The 21328-nt window shown below is 64.0% G+C and carries 20 protein-coding genes; 10 read left to right on the top strand and 10 right to left on the bottom strand.

All coding sequences use genetic code 11. From position 1 onward, the window contains the following. Positions 1-18: 18 nt before the first annotated feature. The 6 genes from WDLP6_RS14230 to WDLP6_RS14255 all read right to left on the bottom strand — a co-directional run bounded on the left by WDLP6_RS14230 (position 19) and on the right by WDLP6_RS14255 (position 7919). Positions 19-1557, bottom strand: a complete 1539-nt coding sequence (locus WDLP6_RS14230; protein WP_162567828.1) for a 2-isopropylmalate synthase — start codon at positions 1555-1557, stop codon at positions 19-21. Between the two features lie 18 nt (positions 1558-1575). Then, the gene (leuA, locus tag WDLP6_RS14235) at positions 1576-3279 is read right to left on the bottom strand and encodes a 2-isopropylmalate synthase (protein ID WP_162592849.1); all 1704 of its coding nucleotides are present in this window, start codon (positions 3277-3279) and stop codon (positions 1576-1578) included. Between the two features lie 194 nt (positions 3280-3473). Continuing rightward, on the bottom strand, positions 3474-4298 hold the full coding sequence (pssA, locus tag WDLP6_RS14240) for a CDP-diacylglycerol--serine O-phosphatidyltransferase (RefSeq protein ID WP_232077064.1): 825 nt from the start codon (positions 4296-4298) through the stop codon (positions 3474-3476). Positions 4299-4465: 167 nt separating this feature from the next. Continuing rightward, complete coding sequence (gene ilvC / locus WDLP6_RS14245; RefSeq protein ID WP_162567831.1) at positions 4466-5482, bottom strand: ketol-acid reductoisomerase; 1017 nt, start codon at positions 5480-5482, stop codon at positions 4466-4468. A 40-nt stretch (positions 5483-5522) separates the two neighbouring features. Continuing rightward, complete coding sequence (gene ilvN, locus WDLP6_RS14250) at positions 5523-6014, bottom strand: acetolactate synthase small subunit (RefSeq protein WP_076998466.1); 492 nt, start codon at positions 6012-6014, stop codon at positions 5523-5525. A 129-nt stretch (positions 6015-6143) separates the two neighbouring features. Beyond that, positions 6144-7919, bottom strand: coding sequence for an acetolactate synthase 3 catalytic subunit (locus WDLP6_RS14255; RefSeq protein ID WP_162592851.1), 1776 nt, complete (start codon positions 7917-7919; stop codon positions 6144-6146). Between the two features lie 282 nt (positions 7920-8201). On the opposite strand from WDLP6_RS14255, the gene WDLP6_RS14260 reads away from it, so the two are divergent. From WDLP6_RS14260 to WDLP6_RS14285, 6 genes are all read left to right on the top strand, one after another. Continuing rightward, positions 8202-8768, top strand: coding sequence for an RNA polymerase sigma factor (locus WDLP6_RS14260; RefSeq protein WP_162567832.1), 567 nt, complete (start codon positions 8202-8204; stop codon positions 8766-8768). After that, entirely contained in the window at positions 8765-9202 is a 438-nt protein-coding gene (locus tag WDLP6_RS14265) for a DUF3619 family protein (RefSeq protein WP_162592852.1), read from the top strand. Before WDLP6_RS14260 ends, WDLP6_RS14265 begins: the two co-directional genes overlap by 4 nt. Before the next feature lie 143 nt (positions 9203-9345). Next, positions 9346-10023 carry a DUF3106 domain-containing protein gene (locus tag WDLP6_RS14270; RefSeq protein WP_232077065.1) on the top strand — a complete coding sequence of 226 codons (678 nt, stop codon included), beginning with the start codon at positions 9346-9348 and terminating at the stop codon, positions 10021-10023. Between the two features lie 11 nt (positions 10024-10034). Beyond that, on the top strand, positions 10035-10601 hold the full coding sequence (locus tag WDLP6_RS14275; protein WP_162592854.1) for an RDD family protein: 567 nt from the start codon (positions 10035-10037) through the stop codon (positions 10599-10601). Then, positions 10598-10990 (top strand): diacylglycerol kinase, encoded by a 393-nt coding sequence (locus tag WDLP6_RS14280; protein WP_162592855.1) that lies wholly within the window; start codon positions 10598-10600, stop codon positions 10988-10990. The genes WDLP6_RS14275 and WDLP6_RS14280 overlap by 4 nt, the downstream gene beginning before the upstream one ends. 29 nt (positions 10991-11019) lie before the next feature. Then, positions 11020-11610, top strand: coding sequence for a TIGR00730 family Rossman fold protein (locus WDLP6_RS14285; RefSeq protein WP_162592856.1), 591 nt, complete (start codon positions 11020-11022; stop codon positions 11608-11610). Between the two features lie 123 nt (positions 11611-11733). Here WDLP6_RS14285 and WDLP6_RS14290 read toward each other — a convergent pair whose 3' ends face one another. Then, entirely contained in the window at positions 11734-12072 is a 339-nt protein-coding gene (locus WDLP6_RS14290; RefSeq protein ID WP_162567838.1) for a P-II family nitrogen regulator, read from the bottom strand. Continuing rightward, on the bottom strand, positions 12069-13763 hold the full coding sequence (locus tag WDLP6_RS14295) for an NAD+ synthase (protein ID WP_162595100.1): 1695 nt from the start codon (positions 13761-13763) through the stop codon (positions 12069-12071). The genes WDLP6_RS14290 and WDLP6_RS14295 overlap by 4 nt, the downstream gene beginning before the upstream one ends. 126 nt (positions 13764-13889) lie before the next feature. Between WDLP6_RS14295 and WDLP6_RS14300 the strand changes: the two genes are divergently transcribed. Both WDLP6_RS14300 and WDLP6_RS14305 read left to right on the top strand, forming a co-directional pair. Beyond that, positions 13890-15119, top strand: a complete 1230-nt coding sequence (locus WDLP6_RS14300; protein WP_162592857.1) for a GNAT family N-acetyltransferase — start codon at positions 13890-13892, stop codon at positions 15117-15119. After that, on the top strand, positions 15106-16524 hold the full coding sequence (locus WDLP6_RS14305) for a M20 family metallopeptidase (RefSeq protein WP_162592858.1): 1419 nt from the start codon (positions 15106-15108) through the stop codon (positions 16522-16524). Before WDLP6_RS14300 ends, WDLP6_RS14305 begins: the two co-directional genes overlap by 14 nt. Here WDLP6_RS14305 and ppa read toward each other — a convergent pair. Beyond that, a complete protein-coding gene (ppa, locus tag WDLP6_RS14310) occupies positions 16514-17041 on the bottom strand; it encodes an inorganic diphosphatase (protein WP_162567842.1) in 528 nt (175 codons plus the stop codon). The genes WDLP6_RS14305 and ppa overlap by 11 nt on opposite strands. Positions 17042-17295: 254 nt before the next feature. Here ppa and WDLP6_RS14315 point away from each other — a divergent pair, with 254 nt between their 5' ends. Beyond that, the gene (locus WDLP6_RS14315) at positions 17296-19776 is read left to right on the top strand and encodes a sodium-translocating pyrophosphatase (protein WP_162592859.1); all 2481 of its coding nucleotides are present in this window, start codon (positions 17296-17298) and stop codon (positions 19774-19776) included. Positions 19777-19830: 54 nt separating this feature from the next. Continuing rightward, a complete protein-coding gene (locus WDLP6_RS14320) occupies positions 19831-20685 on the top strand; it encodes a metal-dependent hydrolase (RefSeq protein ID WP_162592860.1) in 855 nt (284 codons plus the stop codon). Here WDLP6_RS14320 and WDLP6_RS14325 read toward each other — a convergent pair. Next, the gene (locus tag WDLP6_RS14325; protein WP_162592861.1) at positions 20672-21241 is read right to left on the bottom strand and encodes a hypothetical protein; all 570 of its coding nucleotides are present in this window, start codon (positions 21239-21241) and stop codon (positions 20672-20674) included. The genes WDLP6_RS14320 and WDLP6_RS14325 overlap by 14 nt on opposite strands. Positions 21242-21328 lie beyond the last annotated feature (87 nt).

Below are 21328 nucleotides of genomic sequence, written 5' to 3' on the forward strand. Positions count from 1 at the left end.
CAAGGATCACGCAAAAACCTAACCTTGTGCCGCTACTCTCTCAGCTTGGCTCTGTAACTTATTGAGTGCACTCAAGTAAGCCTTGGCCGACGCCACCACGATGTCAGGATCGGCGCCCACCCCATTGACCACCCGTCCGGCATTCTGCAATCGCACGGTGACCTCGCCCTGACTCTCCGTCGACCCGCTGATCGCATTCACCGAATAGAGCACCATCTCGGCACCGCTCTTGACGTGCGCCTCGATGGCCTTCAATGACGCGTCGACCGGACCGTTGCCATCCGACTCGCCCGTGACTTCCTTGCCTCGCACGGTGAAGACGACGCGGGCCTGAGGCCGCTCGCCGGTTTCACTGTGTTGCGACAGAGACACAAAACCGAACTGCTCAGCAACGTGCGACAACTCCTCGTCGCTGACGAGCGCGAGGATGTCTTCGTCAAATATTTCACTTTTCCGGTCGGCGAGTTCCTTGAAGCGCGCGAACGCCGCATTGATGTCACCCTCGCTCTCCATTGTCACGCCAAGTTCGAGCAGGCGCTGCTTGAACGCGTTGCGCCCACTGAGCTTGCCCAGCACGATCTTGTTGGCGCTCCAGCCTACATCTTCGGCGCGCATGATTTCGTAGGTGTCGCGGGCCTTGAGCACGCCATCCTGGTGGATCCCCGAGGCATGCGCGAAGGCGTTGGCCCCCACCACGGCCTTGTTGGGCTGGACCACGAAGCCGGTCGTCTGGCTGACCATGCGGCTCGCCGCCACGATGTGCCGGGTATCGATGGCCAGGTCCAGGCCGAAGTAGTCCTTGCGGGTCTTCACCGCCATAACGATCTCCTCGAGCGAGCAGTTGCCCGCGCGCTCGCCGAGCCCGTTGATCGTGCATTCGACCTGCCGGGCGCCGCCGATCTTCACGCCCGCCAGGGAGTTCGCGACGGCCATGCCCAGGTCGTTGTGACAATGCACCGACCAGACCGCCTTGTCGCTGTTCGGAATGCGCTCGCGCAGGTCTCGAATGAAGTTGCCGTAGAGCTCCGGGATGGCGTAGCCCACCGTGTCGGGGACATTGATGGTCGTCGCACCTTCCTGGATGACGGCCTCGAGGACGCGACACAGGAAGTCCGGATCGCTGCGATAGCCGTCCTCGGGACTGAACTCGACATCAGCGATCAGGTTGCGCGCGAAGCGCACCGAGAGCCGCGCTTGCTCGAACACTTCGTCCGGCGTCATTCGCAGTTTCTTTTCCATGTGCAGCGGCGAGGTCGCGATGAAGGTATGGATGCGGCCGTTGGCTGCGCCCTTGAGCGCCGCTGCCGCGCGCGAGATGTCGCGATCGTTGGCGCGCGAAAGACCGCACACGGTCGAATCCTTGATGGCGTTGGCAATCGCCACCACAGCGTCGAAATCGCCGTTCGAGCTGGCAGGAAAGCCCGCCTCGATGACGTCGACCCGCAGGCGCTCCAGCAAGCGCGCGATGCGCAGCTTCTCATCCTTGGTCATGGAGGCGCCCGGGGACTGCTCGCCATCGCGCAAGGTGGTGTCGAAAATGATGAGTTTGTCGGCCATCGTGGATCTCCAGAATCTTTATGCGGGCTCAGCCAAGGATTGTGCGCTGCGCGCACCCTGCGCCCGCGCCCGCTGCAATCCCGAGACGATGGCTTTGAGCGACGCTGAAATGATGTTGGCGTCCATGCCGACGCCGAACAGCGTCGTCCTCTCGTCCACGCGCAGTTCGAGGTAGGCGACAGCCTGCGCGTCCGCGCCCGCGCCAATCGCGTGCTGGTGATAGTCGATCACGCGAATCGAATGCCCGGTGGCGCTGGCCAGGGCGTGGATGAAGGCATCGATCGGTCCGTTGCCGCGACCTTCGATCCGTCTGATTTCGCCCTCCCACGCCAGGTCCGCATGCAACACGACCGAGGCAGAAGCCCCCTCGCCCTGCTCTTCGAGCACGCGGTGTTGCGGTCCGGGTTCGTCCTTGACCCGATATTCGCGCTCGAACAATTGCCACAGGTCCGCCGCGGTGAGTTCCTTGCCGGCGACATCCATCACGCGCTGAACCGTCTGGCTGAACTCCATCTGCAGGCGCCGCGGCAGCTCGAGCCCGTATTCGCTCTCGAGCAGATAGGCGATGCCGCCTTTGCCGGACTGGCTGTTGACGCGGATCACGGCCTCGTAGCTGCGGCCCAGATCCTTCGGATCGACGGGGAGGTAGGGCATGTCCCAGATGTCGCCCTCCTTGCGCGCGGCGAAGGCCTTCTTGATCGCATCCTGATGCGAGCCGGAGAAGGACGTGTAGACCAGATCGCCCACATAGGGATGCCGCGGATGCACTGGCAACTGATTGCAATGCTCGACAGCGGTGCGGATCTCGTCGATGTTCGAGAAGTCGAGTTCGGGCGACACGCCTTGCGTGTAGAGATTGAGCGCGACATTCACCAGATCGAGGTTGCCGGTGCGCTCGCCGTTGCCGAACAGGCAGCCCTCGATGCGATCGGCGCCCGCCATCAGTGCGAATTCGCCGGCCGCCGTGCCCGTGCCGCGGTCGTTGTGCGGGTGGACCGACAGCACGATCGCGTCGCGGCGTGCGAGATGACGATGCATCCACTCGATCATGTCGGCGAAGATGTTGGGCGTCGAGTGCTCGACGGTCGAAGGCAGGTTGACGATGCACTTGCGCTCCGGCGTCGGCGCCCAGACCGCGGTGACCGCGTCGACCACGCGCTTGGAAAAGCCGAGGTCGGTACCCGAGAACATCTCGGGCGAATACTGGAACGTCCATCGGGTTGCGGGCTGTTTGGCGGCGAGTTCGTTGAACATGCGCGCATGGTTGGCCGCGAGTTCGACGATCTCGTCTTCATCCATCCCGAGGACAACGCGGCGCATCACCGGTGCCACGGCGTTGTACAGATGCACGATCGCACGCGGCACGCCTTGCAGCGCCTCGAAGGTGCGCTCGATCAGATGGTCGCGCGCCTGCGTGAGCACCTGGATCGTCACGTCATCCGGGATGCGGTCTTCCTCGATCAGCTTGCGGATGAAGTCGAACTCGATCTGCGAAGCCGAGGGAAAGCCGACCTCGATTTCCTTGAAGCCGATCGCGACCAGCATCTCGAACATGCGCATCTTGCGTGCGATGTCCATGGGCTCCACCAGCGCCTGATTGCCATCGCGCAGATCGGTCGACAGCCAGATGGGGGCCCGGGTCAGCACGGTGTCGGGCCAGGTGCGATCCTTGAGACCGATGGGCGCGGTGGCGCGGTACTTGCGGTTGGGTTGCTTCAACATCTGGTATTTCTCGCTGTGGTGGGTCAGCCAGCAACCCCAAACAGAACGGCCCGTTGCTGGTGCATACGGGCCGTGAGGAGGGAATTGCGCGTGCGCTACCGTCTTCGCCCGTGAGGGACGATTAGTAGGGCCAGCGAAATCTTGGTCATGAGGGTTGGGAATGTAGCACAGACCGCCGGCCGCTCGCGGCGACCCTAGTTGTGCAGCCCGCGTTCGTCCGGTTCATCGGTCGACACGCTGATGACGCTCACGGGTTGCCCTTTCGACTTGCGCCACGCATAGACCACATAGCCACTGAGGCCGTAGGCGACGAACAGGCCGAACAGGACGGTCGGCGGATTGATGTTGATGACGGCGATGCCCAAGGCGATCAGCACGATCACGGCGAATGGCACGCTCCGCTTCATCTGGATGTCCTTGAAGCTGTAGAACGGCACGTTGGTCACCATCGTCAGACCCGCATACAGCGTGAAGCCGAAGGTGATCCAGGTGATCTGGTTCCAGGAAAGATAGAGGACTTCACCGCCGCGCTTGCCCCACTCCGTCACGAGCCAGATGAAGCCCGCCACCAGCGCCGCAGCCGCCGGGGAAGGTAGCCCCTGAAACCAGCGCTTGTCGACCACCCCGGTGTTGACGTTGAAACGCGCAAGGCGCAATGCCGCACAGGCGCAATAGACGAAAGCCGCAATCCAGCCCCAGCGCCCCAGGCCCTTGAGCGACCATTCGTAGGCGATGAGCGCGGGCGCCGCACCGAAGGACACCATGTCGGACAGGGAATCCATCTGCTCGCCGAACGCACTTTGCGTGTTGGTCATGCGCGCGACACGGCCGTCCAGGCTATCGAGCACCATCGCTGCAAAGACGCCGAGCGCGGCCAGGTCGAAGCGCGCGTTCATGGCCATCACGACCGAATAGAAGCCCCCGAACAGTGCTGCCAGCGTGAACAGATTCGGCAGGATGTAGATGCCCTTGCGCCGCTTGCGAAGCAACACGCCTTCGGGAACGGTGTCGTCATGCACGGGAAGCATCTCCCGCGCCCGTGGCTGCTCGGCGGGCAGCTACCGGATTTACAACAACAAGAGGGTGAGTAGATCGCATCGAGGGCAGTGTAGTTCAGGCATCGGCTTGCCTGGAAAGAAAAGGGCCACCGCGCAGGGTGGCCCTTTTCGCGTCGGAAATTGTCCGATCAGTTGCGGGTCTGGTCGACCAGCTTGTTCTTCTTGATCCAGGGCATCATCGCGCGCAGCTTCTCGCCGACCACTTCGATCTGATGCTCGGCATTGAGGCGCCGGCGGCTGATCAGCGTCGGAGCACCACCTGCGTTTTCCAGGACGAAGCTCTTGGCGTATTCGCCGGTCTGGATGTCCTTCAGGACCTGCTTCATGACCTTCTTGGTGTCTTCCGTCACGATGCGCGGCCCAGTCACGTACTCGCCGTACTCGGCGTTGTTCGAGATCGAGTAGTTCATGTTGGCGATACCGCCTTCATAGATCAGATCGACGATGAGCTTCAACTCGTGCAGGCATTCGAAATACGCCATTTCAGGAGCGTAGCCCGCCTCGACCAGCGTTTCGAAGCCGGCCTTGATCAATTCGACGGTGCCGCCGCACAGGACAGCCTGTTCGCCGAACAGATCGGTCTCGGTCTCTTCGCGGAAATTGGTTTCGATGATGCCGGCCTTGCCGCCGCCGTTGGCTGTGGCGTACGAGAGGGCGAGGTCGCGCGCCTTGCCGCTCTTGTCGGCATGCACGGCGATCAGGTGCGGCACACCGCCGCCTTGGGTGTAAGTACTGCGCACCGTGTGGCCCGGCGCCTTGGGCGCGACCATCCAGACGTCGAGATCCGCGCGCGGCTGCACGAAGCCGTAGTGGACATTGAAGCCATGCGCGAACACCAGCGACGCGCCTTCCTTGATATGCGGCGCCACGTCGTTCTTGTAGACGCTGGCGATCTGCTCGTCGGGCAGCAGGATCATCACGACGTCGGCCGACTTCACCGCGTCGGCGACCTCGGCGACCTTCAGGCCGGCCTTCTCGACCTTCGGCCAGGAAGCACCGCCCTTGCGCAGCCCGACCACGACCTTCACGCCACTGTCGTTCAGATTCTGAGCATGCGCATGGCCCTGGCTGCCATAGCCGATGATTGCAACCGTCTTGCCCTTGATGAGGCTCAGATCAGCGTCCTTGTCGTAGTAGACCTTCATGATTTCTCCTTCGTAGATTCGGTGGATATGGATGGGTTGCTCAGACGCGCAGGATGCGCTCGCCGCGGCCAATGCCGCTGGCGCCGGTGCGGACGGTTTCGAGAATCGCGCCGCGATCGATGGCTTCCAGGAACGCATCGTTCTTGCCGTGGTCGCCGGTGAGTTCGATCGTGTAGCTCTTGTCGGTCACGTCGATGATGCGGCCGCGAAAGATCTCGGCCATGCGCATCATCTCCTCGCGCTCCTTGCCGACGGCACGCACCTTCACCATCATGAGCTCACGCTCGGTATAGGCGCCTTCGGTGAGATCCACGACCTTCACGACCTCGATCAGGCGGTTGAGATGCTTCGTGATCTGCTCGATCACGTCGTCGGAGCCCGCCGTGACGATCGTCATGCGGGACAGGCTCGGGTCCTCGGTGGGAGCGACGGTCAGCGATTCGATGTTGTAGCCACGGGCCGAAAACAGGCCCACGACGCGCGAGAGTGCACCGGGCTCGTTCTCGAGCAGCACGGCAATGATGTGTTTCATGAGCGAAGACTTCCTCTTTTCGCCGCCCTCCCCCACGCACGGTAATGCGCGGGCTCGGCGGACAATAGATTCGTCGAAAAGGATTGGACGAAAAACCCGATCCTGGCGAACCGGGGACTTCAGGTTTCTCTAGAGGTCCTCGGACCCCAGCAGCATTTCGGTGATGCCCATCCCGGCCTTGACCATCGGGAAGACGTTCTCGGTTGGATCGGTGCGGAAATCCATGAACACGGTGCGGTCCTTGAGCTTGCGCGCCTCGCGCAACGCCGGTTCGACGTCCTGCGGTCTTTCGATCAGCATGCCGACATGACCGTAGGCCTCAGCCAACTTCACGAAATTGGGCAGCGCATCCATGTAGCTGTGGCTGTAGCGTCCCGAGTACTCGATCTCCTGCCACTGCCGGACCATGCCGAGATAGCGGTTGTTGAGCGAGCAGATCTTGATGGGCGTGTTGTACTGCAGACAGGTCGACAGTTCCTGGATGCACATCTGAACCGACCCCTCGCCCGTGATGCAGAACACCTCGGACTCCGGCTTGGCCAGCTTGATGCCCATTGCGTAGGGAATGCCCACGCCCATCGTTCCCAGGCCGCCGGAATTGATCCAGCGGCGCGGTTCGTCGAAGCGGTAGTACTGAGCCGCCCACATCTGGTGCTGGCCGACGTCGGACGTGATGTAGGTATCGGCGTCCTTGGTCATGTTCCAGAGCGTCTCGACCACGTACTGCGGCTTGATGACGTCCTTGTTGCCGCGGTCGTACTTGAGGCAATCCTTGCTGCGCCAGCCTTCGATGGTGTCCCACCAACCGGCGAGCGCGCCGGCATCGGGCTTCGTGCTGCTCTCCTTGATCATCGAAATGAGTTCGGTCAGCACGTCCTTCACGTCGCCCACGATCGGGATATCCACCCGCACCCGCTTCGAGATGCTGGAAGGATCGATGTCGATATGAATGATCTTGCGTTCGTTCTGCGCGAAGTGCTTCGGGTTGCCGATCACGCGATCATCGAAACGAGCGCCTACCGCGAGCAGCACGTCGCAGTTCTGCATCGCGTTGTTGGCCTCGATGGTGCCATGCATCCCCAGCATGCCAAGGAACTTGCGATCGCTGGCCGGATAGGCACCCAGACCCATCAAGGTGTTGGTGACCGGATAGCCGAGCATGTCGACGAGAGTGCGCAATTCGTTCGTCGCATTGCCGAGCAACACCCCGCCACCCGTGTAGATGTACGGACGCTTGGCGGCCAGCAACAGCTGAAGTGCCTTGCGGATCTGCCCGCCATGCCCCTTGCGCACCGGGTTGTACGAGCGCATTTCCACCTTCTCCGGATAGCCGGTGAACGTGGTTTTCTTGAAGGAAACGTCCTTCGGCACATCCACCACCACAGGACCGGGACGGCCAGTGCGTGCGATGTGGAAGGCCTTCTTCATCGTCATGGCCAGATCCTTGGCATCCTTGACGAGGAAGTTGTGCTTGACGACCGGCCGCGTGATGCCGACGGTGTCGCATTCCTGGAACGCATCGAGCCCGATCGCCGCGGTCGGCACCTGGCCCGAGATGATCACCATCGGGATGCTGTCCATGTAGGCCGTCGCGATGCCGGTCACCGCATTGGTCAGACCCGGCCCCGAGGTCACCAGGGCCACACCGACCTCCCCGGTTGCGCGCGCATAGCCGTCCGCAGCATGGACCGCCGCCTGCTCGTGACGCACCAGCACGTGCTGGATGGTGTCCTGCTTGTAGAAAGCGTCGTAGATGTAGAGAACCGCGCCGCCTGGGTAGCCCCAGACATACTTCACGCCTTCGGCTTGCAGTGCCTTGACCAGCACCTCGGCGCCCATGAGTTCCTGCGTTTGACTGCCTGTCGCGGCAGCTGCGGAAGCGAGTTCCGCCTTCGAAATTTCCATGATGAACCTTTGTGTTTTTTCGGGAACGAAAAACCTTGGGTGCTCCTTCATCAGCTCTTTTGAAGCCGCGTCGGAACTTGAGGCCAAAGCCATGGGCGGACTTGTCGCACCGCCGGACCGTGACCCGTTTGCCGTTTGTCTTGGAATGCGGATTATGCCATTCGCCTTGAGTGCTCCCGCGGCAAGGCAGGCGACGGGCGCGGATGCATAATCCGCGGCTGCAAAAACGCAACCGTCCCCGAGACAACATCCCATACGGCGCTTTCCCGCGCCGGAGCTCGCTTGGCCACCGAACAAGAACTTTCCGATTTCCTGAAAAGCGTTGAGCGCCGCGCTTTCAAGCGTTCGGTCTACCACGTGCGGGACGAGGAGGCCGCACTCGACATCGTGCAGGACAGCATGATGAAGCTGGCCGAGCATTACGGCGACAAGCCGGCCAACGAGTTGCCGCTGCTGTTCCAGCGCATCCTTTCCAATTGCACGCTCGATTGGTTTCGTCGTCAGAAGACCCGGCGGGCGTTGTTTTCCAACCTCAGCGACTTCGAATCTCTGGACGACGACGGTGATTTCGATCTTCTAGAGCACGTCGTCTCGCCCACCGATGCACGGGAAACCGAGAGCGCCGAGGACACCACGAGGCGCGCCCAGGTCTTTCACGAAATCGAGGAACAAATTGCCGCTTTGCCGGGTCGTCAACGCGAGGCCTTTCTGATGCGTTACTGGGAAGAAATGGACGTCGCCGAAACGGCCGCCGCCATGGGCTGTTCCGAAGGCAGCGTCAAGACTCATTGTTCGCGCGCCGTGCATGCTCTGAGCAAAGCACTCAAAGCCAAGGGAATTTCGTTATGAACACCACGCTTTCGCCCTCTTCGGTCGTGACCGAGGACCAGTTTGGCCATCGGCTTGCAGCTCGACTTTCAGCCGGCAACCTCGAACTGTCACACGAGGTCGGCGAGCGCCTGCGGGTCGCGCGCGCTCAGGCTGTCGCGCGCCGCAAGGTCGTACGGCAGCTTGGGATGACGCCAGTGGCCGTGTCGGGTGGGCGCGCGGCGACGCTGGGCGCGGGCTGGTGGACGCGCATCGGTTCGGTCATTCCGTTGGTGGCGCTTGCGGCAGGGCTCGTTGCGATCAGCGTCATGCAAGATGACAGTCGCACGAACGAGCTGGCTGAAATCGACTCGGCGTTGCTGACGGACGATCTGCCGCCGGCGGCTTACACCGACCCCGGTTTTGCTCAATTCCTGAAGGCTACCGACGCTACGTCCGAGTCGTCGGAGCACTGAGCGTCCGTTGCCGAATGCCACCACGTCTCTTCTCACGCGCGAAGACATCCGCTGCGCTGAGCCCGTTTGAGTCGGGCGCGCTCGGCAGGCTGGGGCTCGGCCTATTGCTTGCCTGCTCCTTGGGACTGGCAGCAATTTCGGCCTTGGCCCAAGCAAAAGAAACAACGCCGCCGCACGCACCGGCATCGACGCCCGTGGGCAAATCGACCTTGTCCAAGCCACTATGGCGCGAACTCAGCGCCCGCCAGCAGCGGGCCTTGCAACCGTTGGCCCCCCTCTGGGACGGCCTGAGTGCACCACATAAGCGCAGGTGGCTCGCGATATCGCGGAATTACGCCCGTTTATCCACTGAAGACCAAGAGATTCTGCATAGCCGAATGACCGAGTGGGCTGCGCTCACCAATCAGCAGCGCATCCAGGCCAGATTCAACTTTGCAGAAGTCAAGCAGCTTCCCACCGAGGAGCGCAAGGCCAAGTGGGAGGCCTATCAGGCGCTCAGCGAAAAGGAAAAGGAAAAGCTGGCTGCACGCGCAACCCCTCGGGCGCCTGGCGCCGCAGTGACAATCAGGCCCGTGCCTATTCAAAAGCTCGCGCCGATTCCCGCGATCGCCCCGGACGGCCAGCGCACCCCTCGCATCCAGCTGGCCCCTCCGGTTCCAGTACCACCGCCCACTCGGCTTCGCGCGACGAATGCCACAGCGCCTCCCGTACCGGCCGAATTGCAGGTGCCCGACCCTTCGTCGGTTCCGAGCGGGGAAGTTCCGGCAAGCCCGAAAGTTCCGCCGGTGCGAGTCACCGAGCAGCCGTCGTCTGCTTCCTGATCAAGATAGTGATGGCATCCAGTTCCCCCGAAATTTCCACCTCCGACGACGCTTCTTCACCTGATGCTCAGGCGCTTGGTGCAGCCGTGTTGACCGCACCCGGACTCTGGCGCCGGATGGCCTGCTGGATCTATGAAGGGATGCTGCTCTTCGCAGTAGTGTTCGTCGCTGGATGGCTGTTCAGCACGCTCGGCCAGATGCGAGACGCCATGGATTCGCGCAGGCATTTGCTCCAGGCGTTCCTGTTCGTGGTTTTCGGCGTCTATTTCGTCTGGTTCTGGATACACGGCCAGACCTTGGCCATGAAGACCTGGGGCCTGCGCATTGTCGACCGGTTCGGCCGTCCGCTGACCCAGGGCCGCGCGTTGTTGCGCTACTTGCTGAGCTGGGTGTGGTTCCTACCGTCGCTCGCGGCGATTGCGCCCTTCAAGCTGGGGGGCGGCGAATCGACGGTGCTGATCTTCGGCTGGGTCGCAGTCTGGGCGATGTTGTCCCGATTCCATCCCGAGCACCAGTTCTGGCACGACGCCTGGGCGGGAACCCGCCTCATTCCGTCCGCACCGCTCAGCCGACGATGAGCCCCGACACCCCGGCCAATCCGCAAAAGTCACGCCGCGGTCTGATCCGAATCTGGCACGCGGTGCTCATCTCGCTGGACGGCTTCCGCGCCGGCTGGAAAGAGCCTGCCTTCCGACAGGAAGTGCTGTTTGCGGTCTTCATGCTGCCTGCGGCGTTCTGGGTCGGCAGCAACTGGGTGGAAACTGCGTTGCTCGCCGCCACCATCGTGCTGGTGCTGATCGTCGAGTTGCTCAACAGCGGCATCGAAGCCGCGGTCGACCGGATCGGTCCGGAGTGGCATTCGTTCTCCAAGAGTGCCAAGGACATGGGGAGTGCCGCAGTACTTTTGTCCATCCTCCTGTGCGGCGGTGTCTGGCTGGCAGCATTGTGGCAACGCTTTGCCACTTAGGTTCCATCAGAGCGCGGCATGATCGGGGGATGACTCCAGCTTTTTCGATTTGTGTGTATTGCGGTTCGCGTGCCGGCGAACGCCCCGAGTTCACCGGCATCGCCGAGGCGGTTGGCCGTTGGATCGGCGAGCATCGGGGCCAGCTGGTCTACGGCGGCGGTCGTACCGGCCTGATGGGTACATTAGCGAACGCTACCCGCACATCCGGCGGGCGCGTGGTCGGCATCATTCCCCAGGCCCTGGTGGACAAGGAACTCGCGAACCGCCTCAGCGACGAGCTGCACGTCGTCGACACGATGCACGAGCGCAAGGCCATGATGGGCGAGCGCGCTGATGCCTTCCTTGCGATGCCGGGCGGCATCGGAACCTTCGAGGAGTTGTTCGAGATCTGGACCTGGCGCCAGCTCGGCTACCACGACAAGCCAATCGGGATCCTGAATGCGGCCAGCTACTACGACGCGCTGTTCGCGTTCCTCGCACACAGCGTGCGCGAAGGCTTCATGGGCGAATGGCAGATGGGATTGGTGCGCACCGGCAACGAAGCCCCGGCCTTGCTCGAAGCGCTGGTCGAAGAGGCTCACCGCCACCCCCGCGGCGACAAGCTCGCCGAGATCCTCTAACGGCGCTCAGAACGGGGTTTTTCGGGAGGGGCGCCGCGCCCGGCCGCCCGAAGCGGCCGGCCCGCCCCCGGGCAGGAGGTCGGCGAAGCGACACGAAGTGCGTGCAGCCTGGGGGCGAGCAACCTACACCGCTGCTTCGTCTTCCTCGCCGGTGCGGATGCGCACCACGCGCTCGACGTTCGTGACGAAGATCTTGCCGTCGCCGATCTTTCCGGTCCGGGCGGCACCCACGATCGCATCGACGCACCGGTCGACGTCGGCCTCGTTGACCACGACCTCGACTTTCATCTTCGGCAGGAAGTCCACCACATATTCCGCGCCTCGATAGAGCTCGGTATGGCCTTTCTGGCGCCCAAAGCCCTTGACTTCGGTCACGGTGAGCCCGGTGACGCCAACCTCGGCCAAGGCCTCGCGCACGTCGTCGAGCTTGAACGGTTTGACGATGGCGGTGATCTGCTTCATGCGGTCTTTCTTCCGGCGGTTTCGTTGAATCTGCTGGTGATAGGGTATCGCCAATCCTTGCCGAAGCTTCGGTGGCTAACCCGGATGCCCACAGGCGCCTGGCGCCTTTTGTATTCGTTGATCTTGATCAGCCGCGCCACCCGCTCCACCACCGCACGGTCGTAGCCGGCGGCAATGATCTCGTCGATGCCTTCGTCGTCTTCCATGTAGCGCGACAGGATGCCGTCGAGTATGTCGTAAGGCGGCAAACTGTCCTGATCGGTCTGGTCGGGTCGAAGCTCCGCGCTCGGCGGCCGCGTGATGATGCGCTCGGGGATCGGCTCGAAGCCGGTGCCATACGGATCGTGCGCATTGCGCCAGCGCGCCAGCGCGAACACGGTGGTCTTCAGCAGGTCCTTGATGACCGCAAAGCCGCCCGCCATGTCACCGTACAGCGTGCAGTAGCCGGTCGCCATTTCGCTCTTGTTGCCGGTGGTCAGGACGATCGAGCCGAACTTGTTAGACAGGGCCATCAGCAGGGTGCCGCGAATGCGGGCCTGCAGGTTCTCCTCGGCCGTGTCCTCGGCCAGACCCTTGAACTCCTCGGCCAGCGCGCCCCGGAACGACTCGAACGTGTGCTTGATCGAGATCTCGTCGTAGCGCACGCCGAGCCGCTCGGCCATCGCCCGGGCGTCGATCCAGCTGATGTCGGCGGTATAGGGCGAGGGCATCATCACGGCCCGCACCTTGTCCTTGCCCAGGGCGTCGACTGCGATGGCAAGCACCAGCGCCGAATCGATGCCGCCCGACAAGCCGAGGATCGCGCCCGGAAAACCGTTCTTGCCGATGTAGTCGCGAACCCCCATGACCAGCGCATCCCAGAGCTGGGCTTCGGCGTCACGCGCCGCCACCACCGCGGCCTCGTTGCGCGCGAACTCGACGCCGCCGGCGCCGCGCTCCGTTTCTGCAAAGACCAGTTGTTCCTTGAAGCTTTCCGCCTGCAGCGCGATGCTGCCATCCGCCTGCAGCGCGAAAGAGGCGCCGTCGAACACCACCTCGTCCTGGCCACCCACCAGATGCGCATAGACCAGCGGCAGATTCACCGCCTTCGCGCGTTCCGCCATTCGCGCGACCCGCTCGCCTTCCTTGCCGACATGGAAGGGCGACGCATTGATCACGGCCAGAATTTCGGCGCCAGCCTGCTTCGCGAGTTGCGCGGGTGCTTCGAACCAGGCGTCCTCGCAGATCAGCAGCCCGACCGCCACGCCACCCGCCTCGAACACGCACACGCCCTGGCCCGGCGTGAAGTAGCGGCGCTCGTCGAACACTTGGTAGTTCGGCAGTTCGCGCTTCGCATAGGTTTCGAGAACGCGGCCTTCGCTCAGGACGCTGGCCGCGTTGGAGCGCAGCTGCACGGCGACAGACCTGCTGCGCAGGCTGCTGCCGGTGGGATGCCCGACGACGACCACCATGCCGGCCAAGTCTGCGAGTTCGCGGGCGACTGTTCTGACGGCATCATCGCAGGCGGAGATGAAGGCCGGACGCAGGAAAAGATCCTCGGCCGCGTAGCCGCAGATCGAGAGCTCGGGCGTCAGCAGCAGCCGCGCGCCTTGTTCGTAGGCAGCACGCGCCGCGCCGATGATCTTCTGCGCGTTGCCGGGGAGGTCGCCCACCACGAAATTGAGCTGCGCGATGGCGAGTTTCAGTGTCATACAGAGCAAGCAAAGGGCTTGATCGATTATGTCATTCGCCCCCGGAGACCCTGGCCCCGGTGTGCATTGCACCTTCGGCCGCTTCGGCTGTTACCCTCGACGGGTGACCAGGCCGACAAGACTCCATTGACCGATCCGATCATTCGCATTCACCGCTCGCCGTGCGAGATCGATGCAGCAGCCTGGGATGGATTGCTGGCACAACAGGCCGCACCCTCCCCGTTCATGCGCCATGCCTACCTGGCGGCGCTGCACGAAAGCGGCAGCGCATCCCCCGCAAGCGGCTGGACGCCGCGCTTCGTCACGTTGTGGCGTGGCAAGCAGTTGCTCGCCGGCTGTCCGCTCTATGTCAAGGGCCACTCCTATGGCGAATACGTCTTCGACTGGGCCTGGGCCAACGCCTATGAGCAGCATGGGCTCGCCTACTATCCCAAGGCCGTCGTCGCTGTGCCGTTCACGCCGGTGTCGGGCGCGCGCTTGCTCGCACGCGACGCGCAAAGCCGGGCGCTGCTTGTGCAGGCACTGATTGCGTGGTGCAAGGAAGAAGCGCTTTCGTCCCTGCACCTGCTGTTCGGCGACGATCCGGACATCGCCGCCTGCGCGGATGCAGGCCTGATGCTGCGACATACTGTCCAATTCCATTGGGAGAATCAGCCCGCGGCGGCCAGCGGCGACACATCGGGCTGGACCAGCTTCGATGCCTTCCTCGCCAGCCTGTCGCACGACAAGCGCAAGAAGATCCGCCAGGAACGCCGCAAGGTCCACGATGCCGGCGTGAGCTTTCGCTGGTCGCTCGGTGCCGACATCGACGAGGCCGACTGGGATTTCTTCTACCGCTGCTATGCCCGCACCTACCGCGAGCACGGCAATCCGCCCTACCTGAGCCGCGACTTCTTCCGGCGCATGGCCGTGACCATGCCGGAGGCCTGGCTCCTCTTCGTCGCCGAGCGCCACGGCAAGCCGATCGCGACGAGCCTCATCGCGTTGTCCGCAGCTTCGACAGGCGCTGGTGCCCCGGCAGATCCGTTCGTTGCCTACGGACGCTACTGGGGTGCGCTGGAGCGCGTGGACTGCCTGCACTTCGAGGCCTGCTACTACCAGCCGCTTCAGTGGTGCATCGAGCACGGCGTGCAGCGCTTCGAAGGCGGTGCGCAAGGCGAGCACAAGATGGCGCGCGCACTGATGCCCGTGAAAACCGCCAGCGCGCATTGGCTTGCGCACCCGGCGTTCGCCGACGCGGTGGAACGCTTTCTCGAACGCGAAGGCGCGGGCATCGACAACTACATGGACCACCTCGGCGAACGCAGCCCGTTCAGGTCGGTGGGCCAGCAAGCGAACGACCATGACCCGCAATGACTGCCTCCGCGCCGCAGCCGCCTATTTCGATGGGGGCGGATTCTTCACGGACCTCCAGCGACGCATCGCCTTCAGGACCGAGGGCGACACCGGCACGGTCCCACCCTCGCTCGATGCCTACCTGCGCTCGGAAATCACTCCGACGCTGGAGCAAATCGGCTTCGTCTGCGAACTGATCGCCAATCCGGCGCCGAACGGCGGCCCGTTTCTGATCGCGCGCCGCATCGAAGATGCCGACCTGCCAACGGTGCTGACCTATGGCCATGGCGACGTGGTCAGCGGCCAGGACGCACAGTGGCGCGAAGGCCTGCAGCCCTGGGCGCTCACGATCGAGGGCGAGCGCTGGTACGGCCGCGGCACCGCAGACAACAAGGGCCAGCACACCATCAACCTCGGTGCGCTCGCGCAGGTCCTGCATGCACGCGGCGGCCAGCTCGGCTACAACCTGACGCTGCTGCTCGAGATGGGCGAGGAAGCCGCCTCGCCCGGACTGCACGAAGTCTGCAGGCAAGAGGCCGATCGGCTTCGCGCCGACCTGCTGATCGCCTGCGACGGCCCGCGGGTCAGCGCCCAACGGCCAACCCTGTTCCTCGGCTCGCGAGGGGCCGTCAACTTCAGCCTTCGCCTGCGCGCCCGTCAGCGCGCCCACCACTCGGGCAACTGGGGCGGCGTGCTCGCCAATCCGGCGACGCAGCTGAGCCATGCCGTGGCGACGCTGGCGGATGCGAACGGCCGGATCCTGGTCGATGCGCTGCGGCCGCGCGACATTCCTGCCTCGGTGCGCGAGGCGCTCGCAACCATCGAGATCGGCGGCGGCCCCGACGATCCCGCCATCGACGACGACTGGGGCGAACCCGGCCTGAGCCCGGCCGAGCGGCTGATGGCGTGGAACACGATCGAGGTCCTCGCGCTCGGCGCCGGTTCACCGCAGAGGCCGGTCAACGCGATTCCGGCCGAGGCGGTGGCACATTGCCAGCTGCGCTTCGTGGTCGGCACGCCCTGGCAGGATCTGGCCTCCATCGTCCGCGCCCATCTCGATGCGCGCGGGTTCGGGCAGGTCGAAGTGCAGGTCACGCTGGAAGGTGCCGCCACCCGGCTCGATGTCGACAACCCCTGGGTCGTCTGGGCGCAACGCTCCATCGAGGAGAGCACGGGCCAGCGTCCCGACGTGCTGCCGAACCTGGCAGGGTCGCTTCCGAACGATGTGTTTGCCGATCTGCTGGGCCTGCCCACCCTGTGGGTGCCGCATTCCTATCCGGCTTGCGCGCAGCACGCGCCCAACGAGCACCTGCTGGCGCCACTGGCCCGCGAAGGCCTGCAGATCATGGCCGGCCTCTACTGGGACCTGGGCGATGCCGCCTCGAACGCCCCCTGGCATGCCGGGGCGCCGCGCCCTACTTCTTGAAGTTGGCGATGCCGTCCAGGATTTCCTTCTTGGCGGCATCGATCCCTTCCCAGCCCAGCACCTTGACCCACTTGCCCGCTTCCAGGTCCTTGTAGTGCTCGAAGAAATGGGTGATGGCCTTCAGGCGCATCGGATTGACGTCCTCCACCTTCTTCCAGTGGCTGTAGATCGGCAGCACCTTGTCGGTCGGCACGGCGAGCACCTTGCCGTCGACGCCGGCTTCGTCTTCCATCATCAGGATGCCGATCGGTCGGCACGGCACCACCACGCCCGGCACCAGCGCCCAGGGCGTGATGACCAGCACGTCGACCGGATCGCCGTCGCCCGACAGCGTCTGCGGCACGTAGCCGTAGTTGGTCGGATAGTGCATCGCGGTGGTCATGAAGCGGTCGACGAAGATCGCGCCCGACTCCTTGTCGACTTCGTACTTGATCGGGTCGGCGTTCATCGGGATTTCGATGACGACGTTGAAAGCTTCAGGAGCGTCTTTGCCGGGGGAGACTTGGCCGAGGGACATGTTTGTCTTCGAGTAGTTGAAAGTTGTAGCGGGATGCGGACAAACCCGAAGTTTACTTTCCGTGTCACGGGCCCGTCGCACGAAAAAGCAGTTTTCCCTGTAAATTGCGCCCGTTGGCCAATCGGCCTCGGTGTTCGAAAGCACCGGGGCTTCGAGGAAGCAACGCGGCGGAAGCACTGACCCGTACGCGTTGCGCGCAGGGGCCCGTGCTTTCGTTTCCACAGAGTCACAACGAACTACTGGAGAAGCAAGGCATGACTGGCAACATCCCACTCGTCCTCGCCATGGTCTGCGGCCTCGTGGCCGTAGCCTATGGTTTCTGGGCGCGCAGCTGGATTCTTTCGAAGGACGCGGGCAATGCCCGCATGCAGGAAATCGCTGCAGCGATCCAGACCGGAGCGGCGGCTTATCTCGCGAAGCAATACCGCACCATCGCCATCGTCGGCATCGTGCTGGCGATCCTGATCGGGATCTTTCTCGATGCGACGACCGCGGTCGGCTTCGTGATCGGCGCCGTGCTCTCGGGCGCTTGCGGCTTCATCGGCATGAACGTGTCCGTCCGGGCCAACGTGCGCACCGCACAGGCCGCGACCAAGGGCATCGGCCCGGCGCTCGATGTCGCGTTCCGCGGCGGCGCCATCACAGGCATGCTGGTCGTTGGCCTCGGCCTGCTGGGCGTCTCGGGCTTCTACTGGTTCCTCGCGAGCAACGGCAGCGCCCCCTCGGACGCAAGCCACCTTGCGACCGTGCTCAACCCGCTGATCGGCTTCGCCTTCGGCTCCTCGCTGATCTCGATCTTCGCGCGGCTCGGCGGCGGCATCTTCACCAAGGGCGCCGACGTCGGCGCCGACCTGGTGGGCAAGGTCGAAGCCGGCATTCCGGAAGACGATCCGCGCAATCCGGCCGTGATCGCCGACAACGTGGGCGACAACGTCGGCGACTGTGCCGGCATGGCAGCCGACCTGTTCGAGACCTACGCCGTGACGCTGATCGCGACCATGGTGCTGGGCTCGTTGATGGTCGCTGCGGCGCCTGTCAACGCGGTGCTGTACCCGCTGGCGCTGGGTGGCGTGTCGATCATCGCGTCGATCATCGGCTGCTTCTTCGTCAAGGCCTCGCCGGGCATGACCAACGTGATGCCCGCACTCTACAAGGGCCTGGCGGTCGCGGGCTTCCTGTCGCTGATCGCCTTCTGGTTCGTCACGAGCTGGCTGATTCCCGACAACGCGATCGCCCCCACGGGCAGCCAGTTCAAGCTGTTCGGCGCCTGTTTCGTCGGCCTGGCGCTGACGGCGGCGCTGGTGTGGATCACCGAGTTCTATACCGGCACGCAGTATTCGCCGGTGCAGCACATCGCGCAGGCCTCCACCACCGGCCATGGCACCAACATCATCGCGGGCCTCGGTGTGTCGATGCGCTCCACTGCCTGGCCGGTGATCTTCGTCTGCATCGCGATCCTGTGCTCGTACACGCTTGCCGGTCTCTACGGCATCGCGGTGGCCGCGACAGCCATGCTCAGCATGGCCGGCATCGTGGTGGCGCTCGATGCCTACGGCCCCATCACCGACAACGCTGGCGGCATCGCCGAGATGTCGGACCTGCCGGCCAGCGTGCGCGCCGTCACCGATCCGCTGGACGCGGTAGGCAACACCACCAAGGCCGTCACCAAGGGCTACGCCATCGGCTCGGCCGGGCTGGCTTCGCTGGTCCTCTTCGCCGACTACACGCACAAGCTCGAAAGCTTCGGGCAGGCCATCAGCTTCAACCTGAGCGACCCGCTGGTGATCGTGGGCCTCTTCATCGGTGGCCTCATCCCCTACCTGTTCGGCGCCATGGCGATGGAGGCCGTGGGCCGCGCGGCCGGCGCAGTGGTCGAGGAAGTGCGCCGTCAGTTCCGCGACATCCCGGGCATCATGGAAGGCACCGGCAAGCCCGAGTACGGCAAGGCCGTGAGCATGCTGACCGGCGCGGCGATCAAGGAAATGATGATCCCCAGCCTGCTGCCCGTGGTGGTTCCGATCCTGGTCGGACTGCTGCTCGGCCCGAAGGCGCTCGGCGGCCTGCTGATGGGCACCATCGTCACCGGCCTGTTCGTCGCAATCTCGATGTGCACCGGCGGCGGCGCGTGGGACAACGCCAAGAAGTACATCGAGGACGGCCATCACGGCGGCAAAGGCTCCGAAGCGCACAAGGCCGCCGTCACCGGCGATACCGTGGGCGATCCCTACAAGGACACGGCCGGCCCGGCGGTGAATCCGCTGATCAAGATCATCAACATCGTCGCGCTGCTGATCGTGCCGCTGGTGGTCAAGTTCCACGGCGGCGAGGCCGCCGCCATGGCGCCCCCGCCCGCGGCGCCGGTGCCTGCCGTCGCACCCGCCGCGGCTGTTGCGCCGGCCGCCGATGCGGGCGGCTCGATCAAGACCGAGAACGGCGTGGTCAAGTTCTATTTCGCCAGCGGCAGCGCCGAAGTGCCCGCGGGCTCCGCCGAAGCATTGGCCGACATCGCGAAGGCCGCGCAAGGCGGCACACGCGTGCTGGTCAGCGGCTATCACGACGCCAGCGGCGATCCGGAGAAAAACGCCGAACTTGCCAAGCAGCGCGCGGTGGCAGTGAGCACCGCGCTCAAGACGGCCGGGGCGCCGGAAGACAAGATCGAACTCGCCAAGCCGGCACAGGCCCAGGCCGACGGGTCGCCCGCCGAAGCACGCCGAGTCGAGGTGAAACTCCAGTAGGCCAATCGCCTTTCGCTGCGGGCGCGGCGGACAATCGAGTGGTTTGCGTCGTCCATGACCCATCTCGTTGTCCGCCGCCTGTTGATCGACCTGCAGCCGCCCTTTGCGCACGACTGGTGCGGCGATGACGCTTTCGCGACCGCATTCTTCAATGCACTGTCGATGAGCTTTCCATTCGGCGAGCAGTTCTTCATCGACGCCGTGCGTCGCGCGCTCGGCAGTTCCCCGGAGGCATTGCAACAGGCGCACCATGCCGAGATGCAGGCCTTCATCGGACAAGAGGCCGCGCACCGGCGCGTTCACGCGCTCTTCAACGCGCACCTGGAAGCGCAAGGACTTCGCGACGGCTGGACACCGCGAGCCAGCAAGCGCCTGCAGCCGCTCGCCGATGCCGATCCGCGCCATGCACTGGCCATCACTGCGGCGACGGAGCATTTCACCGCGATGTTCGCCGGCTGGCTGCTCGCCCATCCGCAACTGCTCGACGGCGCCGAGACAAGGCTGCGCACGATGTGGCTTTGGCACTCGGCCGAAGAACTCGAGCATCGCAGCACGGCCTTCGATCTCTATCGAGCCGTCGACGGTTCACACGAGTGGCGGGTGCGCTGGTTCCGCCGGATCACGACGATTTTCCTTTGCGACCTGCTGCGGCAAACGGCCTCCAATCTGCGCCGTGAAGGCCAGTTCTGGAAGTTCTCCACCTGGCGCAGCGGCATGCGCCTGCTGTGGGGTCGCGAAGGACTGCTGCGACAAAGCTGGAACGGCTGGTGGTGCTACCTGCGCAGGGATTTCCATCCCTGCCAACAGGACGACGCGCTGTCGCAACGCTGGCTGGCCGACAACAGTGCCCGGTTCGTGCCCGTGAAGACACCTGCGCCAGAGCCCGAGGCGACGCTCAGTTCAGGCTGAGGCCGTGCGCCGTGGGCAGCGTGCCCTGGTCTGTTCGCAGCGGAACGCCCTGGAGCGTGTCGAAATCTGACGGCCCTTCCGGCACGCGCATCACCTCCAGTTCATGCAGCGATGCAACCCAGCGGCCGGCGGAGGAATCCGCCGGTTCGTCGTTGGTGAAGATGCCATCGCGGATATAGAAGGTCTCGCCCTGAGGTCGTTCCACGTGCAGCTCGATCAGGCGCGCGATGGGGAAGGTGTAGGTGACCAGCTTTTCCTTGGTCTTCCTGTCCTTGCCGCCGCAATTGAAGAAACCTTCAGCGGCGATCACGATGCAGGAGCCGTCCACGCTGCTGTCGACGTCGCCACCGCATCGCCAGACCGCGGTGGGCAGGCGAACGCGGACCTTGTCGATGACAAGATCACGCTGCTTGTTGAGGCTGTTGAGTGGCGGCACGAGCGAACGCAATTGCCGCAGGCGCTCCGCGAAGTTGTCGTCCATGCAGAACTCCACATGATGCGTCGCGCCACCCGAGCGCTTGACGACCTGCATGATGACGTGGCGAATGGAACTCATTGGACCCGATCCCTTCCGCGTGACGGACGCATCCCCGGATCAGGCAAGTCGATGGCTTTGGACGGGCTCATTGGCATCGATCACTGG

This window comes from Variovorax sp. PBL-E5 (assembly GCF_901827185.1).
GTDB lineage: Bacteria > Pseudomonadota > Gammaproteobacteria > Burkholderiales > Burkholderiaceae_C > Variovorax.

Excerpts from the sequence above, each read along its gene's own strand:
- leuA (WP_162592849.1), bottom strand. The coding sequence starts at position 3,279 with ATGTTGAAGCAACCCAACCGCAAGTACCGCGCCACCGCGCCCATCGGT.
- WDLP6_RS14320 (WP_162592860.1), top strand. The coding sequence starts at position 19,831 with ATGACCCATCTCGTTGTCCGCCGCCTGTTGATCGACCTGCAGCCGCCC.
- WDLP6_RS14315 (WP_162592859.1), top strand. The coding sequence starts at position 17,296 with ATGACTGGCAACATCCCACTCGTCCTCGCCATGGTCTGCGGCCTCGTG.
- WDLP6_RS14305 (WP_162592858.1), top strand. The coding sequence starts at position 15,106 with ATGACCCGCAATGACTGCCTCCGCGCCGCAGCCGCCTATTTCGATGGG.
- WDLP6_RS14275 (WP_162592854.1), top strand. The coding sequence starts at position 10,035 with ATGGCATCCAGTTCCCCCGAAATTTCCACCTCCGACGACGCTTCTTCA.
- ppa (WP_162567842.1), bottom strand. The coding sequence starts at position 17,041 with ATGTCCCTCGGCCAAGTCTCCCCCGGCAAAGACGCTCCTGAAGCTTTC.
- WDLP6_RS14285 (WP_162592856.1), top strand. The coding sequence starts at position 11,020 with ATGACTCCAGCTTTTTCGATTTGTGTGTATTGCGGTTCGCGTGCCGGC.
- ilvC (WP_162567831.1), bottom strand. The coding sequence starts at position 5,482 with ATGAAGGTCTACTACGACAAGGACGCTGATCTGAGCCTCATCAAGGGC.
- WDLP6_RS14255 (WP_162592851.1), bottom strand. The coding sequence starts at position 7,919 with ATGGAAATTTCGAAGGCGGAACTCGCTTCCGCAGCTGCCGCGACAGGC.
- WDLP6_RS14265 (WP_162592852.1), top strand. The coding sequence starts at position 8,765 with ATGAACACCACGCTTTCGCCCTCTTCGGTCGTGACCGAGGACCAGTTT.
- WDLP6_RS14230 (WP_162567828.1), bottom strand. The coding sequence starts at position 1,557 with ATGGCCGACAAACTCATCATTTTCGACACCACCTTGCGCGATGGCGAG.
- WDLP6_RS14290 (WP_162567838.1), bottom strand. The coding sequence starts at position 12,072 with ATGAAGCAGATCACCGCCATCGTCAAACCGTTCAAGCTCGACGACGTG.
- WDLP6_RS14295 (WP_162595100.1), bottom strand. The coding sequence starts at position 13,763 with ATGACACTGAAACTCGCCATCGCGCAGCTCAATTTCGTGGTGGGCGAC.
- WDLP6_RS14325 (WP_162592861.1), bottom strand. The coding sequence starts at position 21,241 with ATGAGTTCCATTCGCCACGTCATCATGCAGGTCGTCAAGCGCTCGGGT.
- WDLP6_RS14280 (WP_162592855.1), top strand. The coding sequence starts at position 10,598 with ATGAGCCCCGACACCCCGGCCAATCCGCAAAAGTCACGCCGCGGTCTG.
- ilvN (WP_076998466.1), bottom strand. The coding sequence starts at position 6,014 with ATGAAACACATCATTGCCGTGCTGCTCGAGAACGAGCCCGGTGCACTC.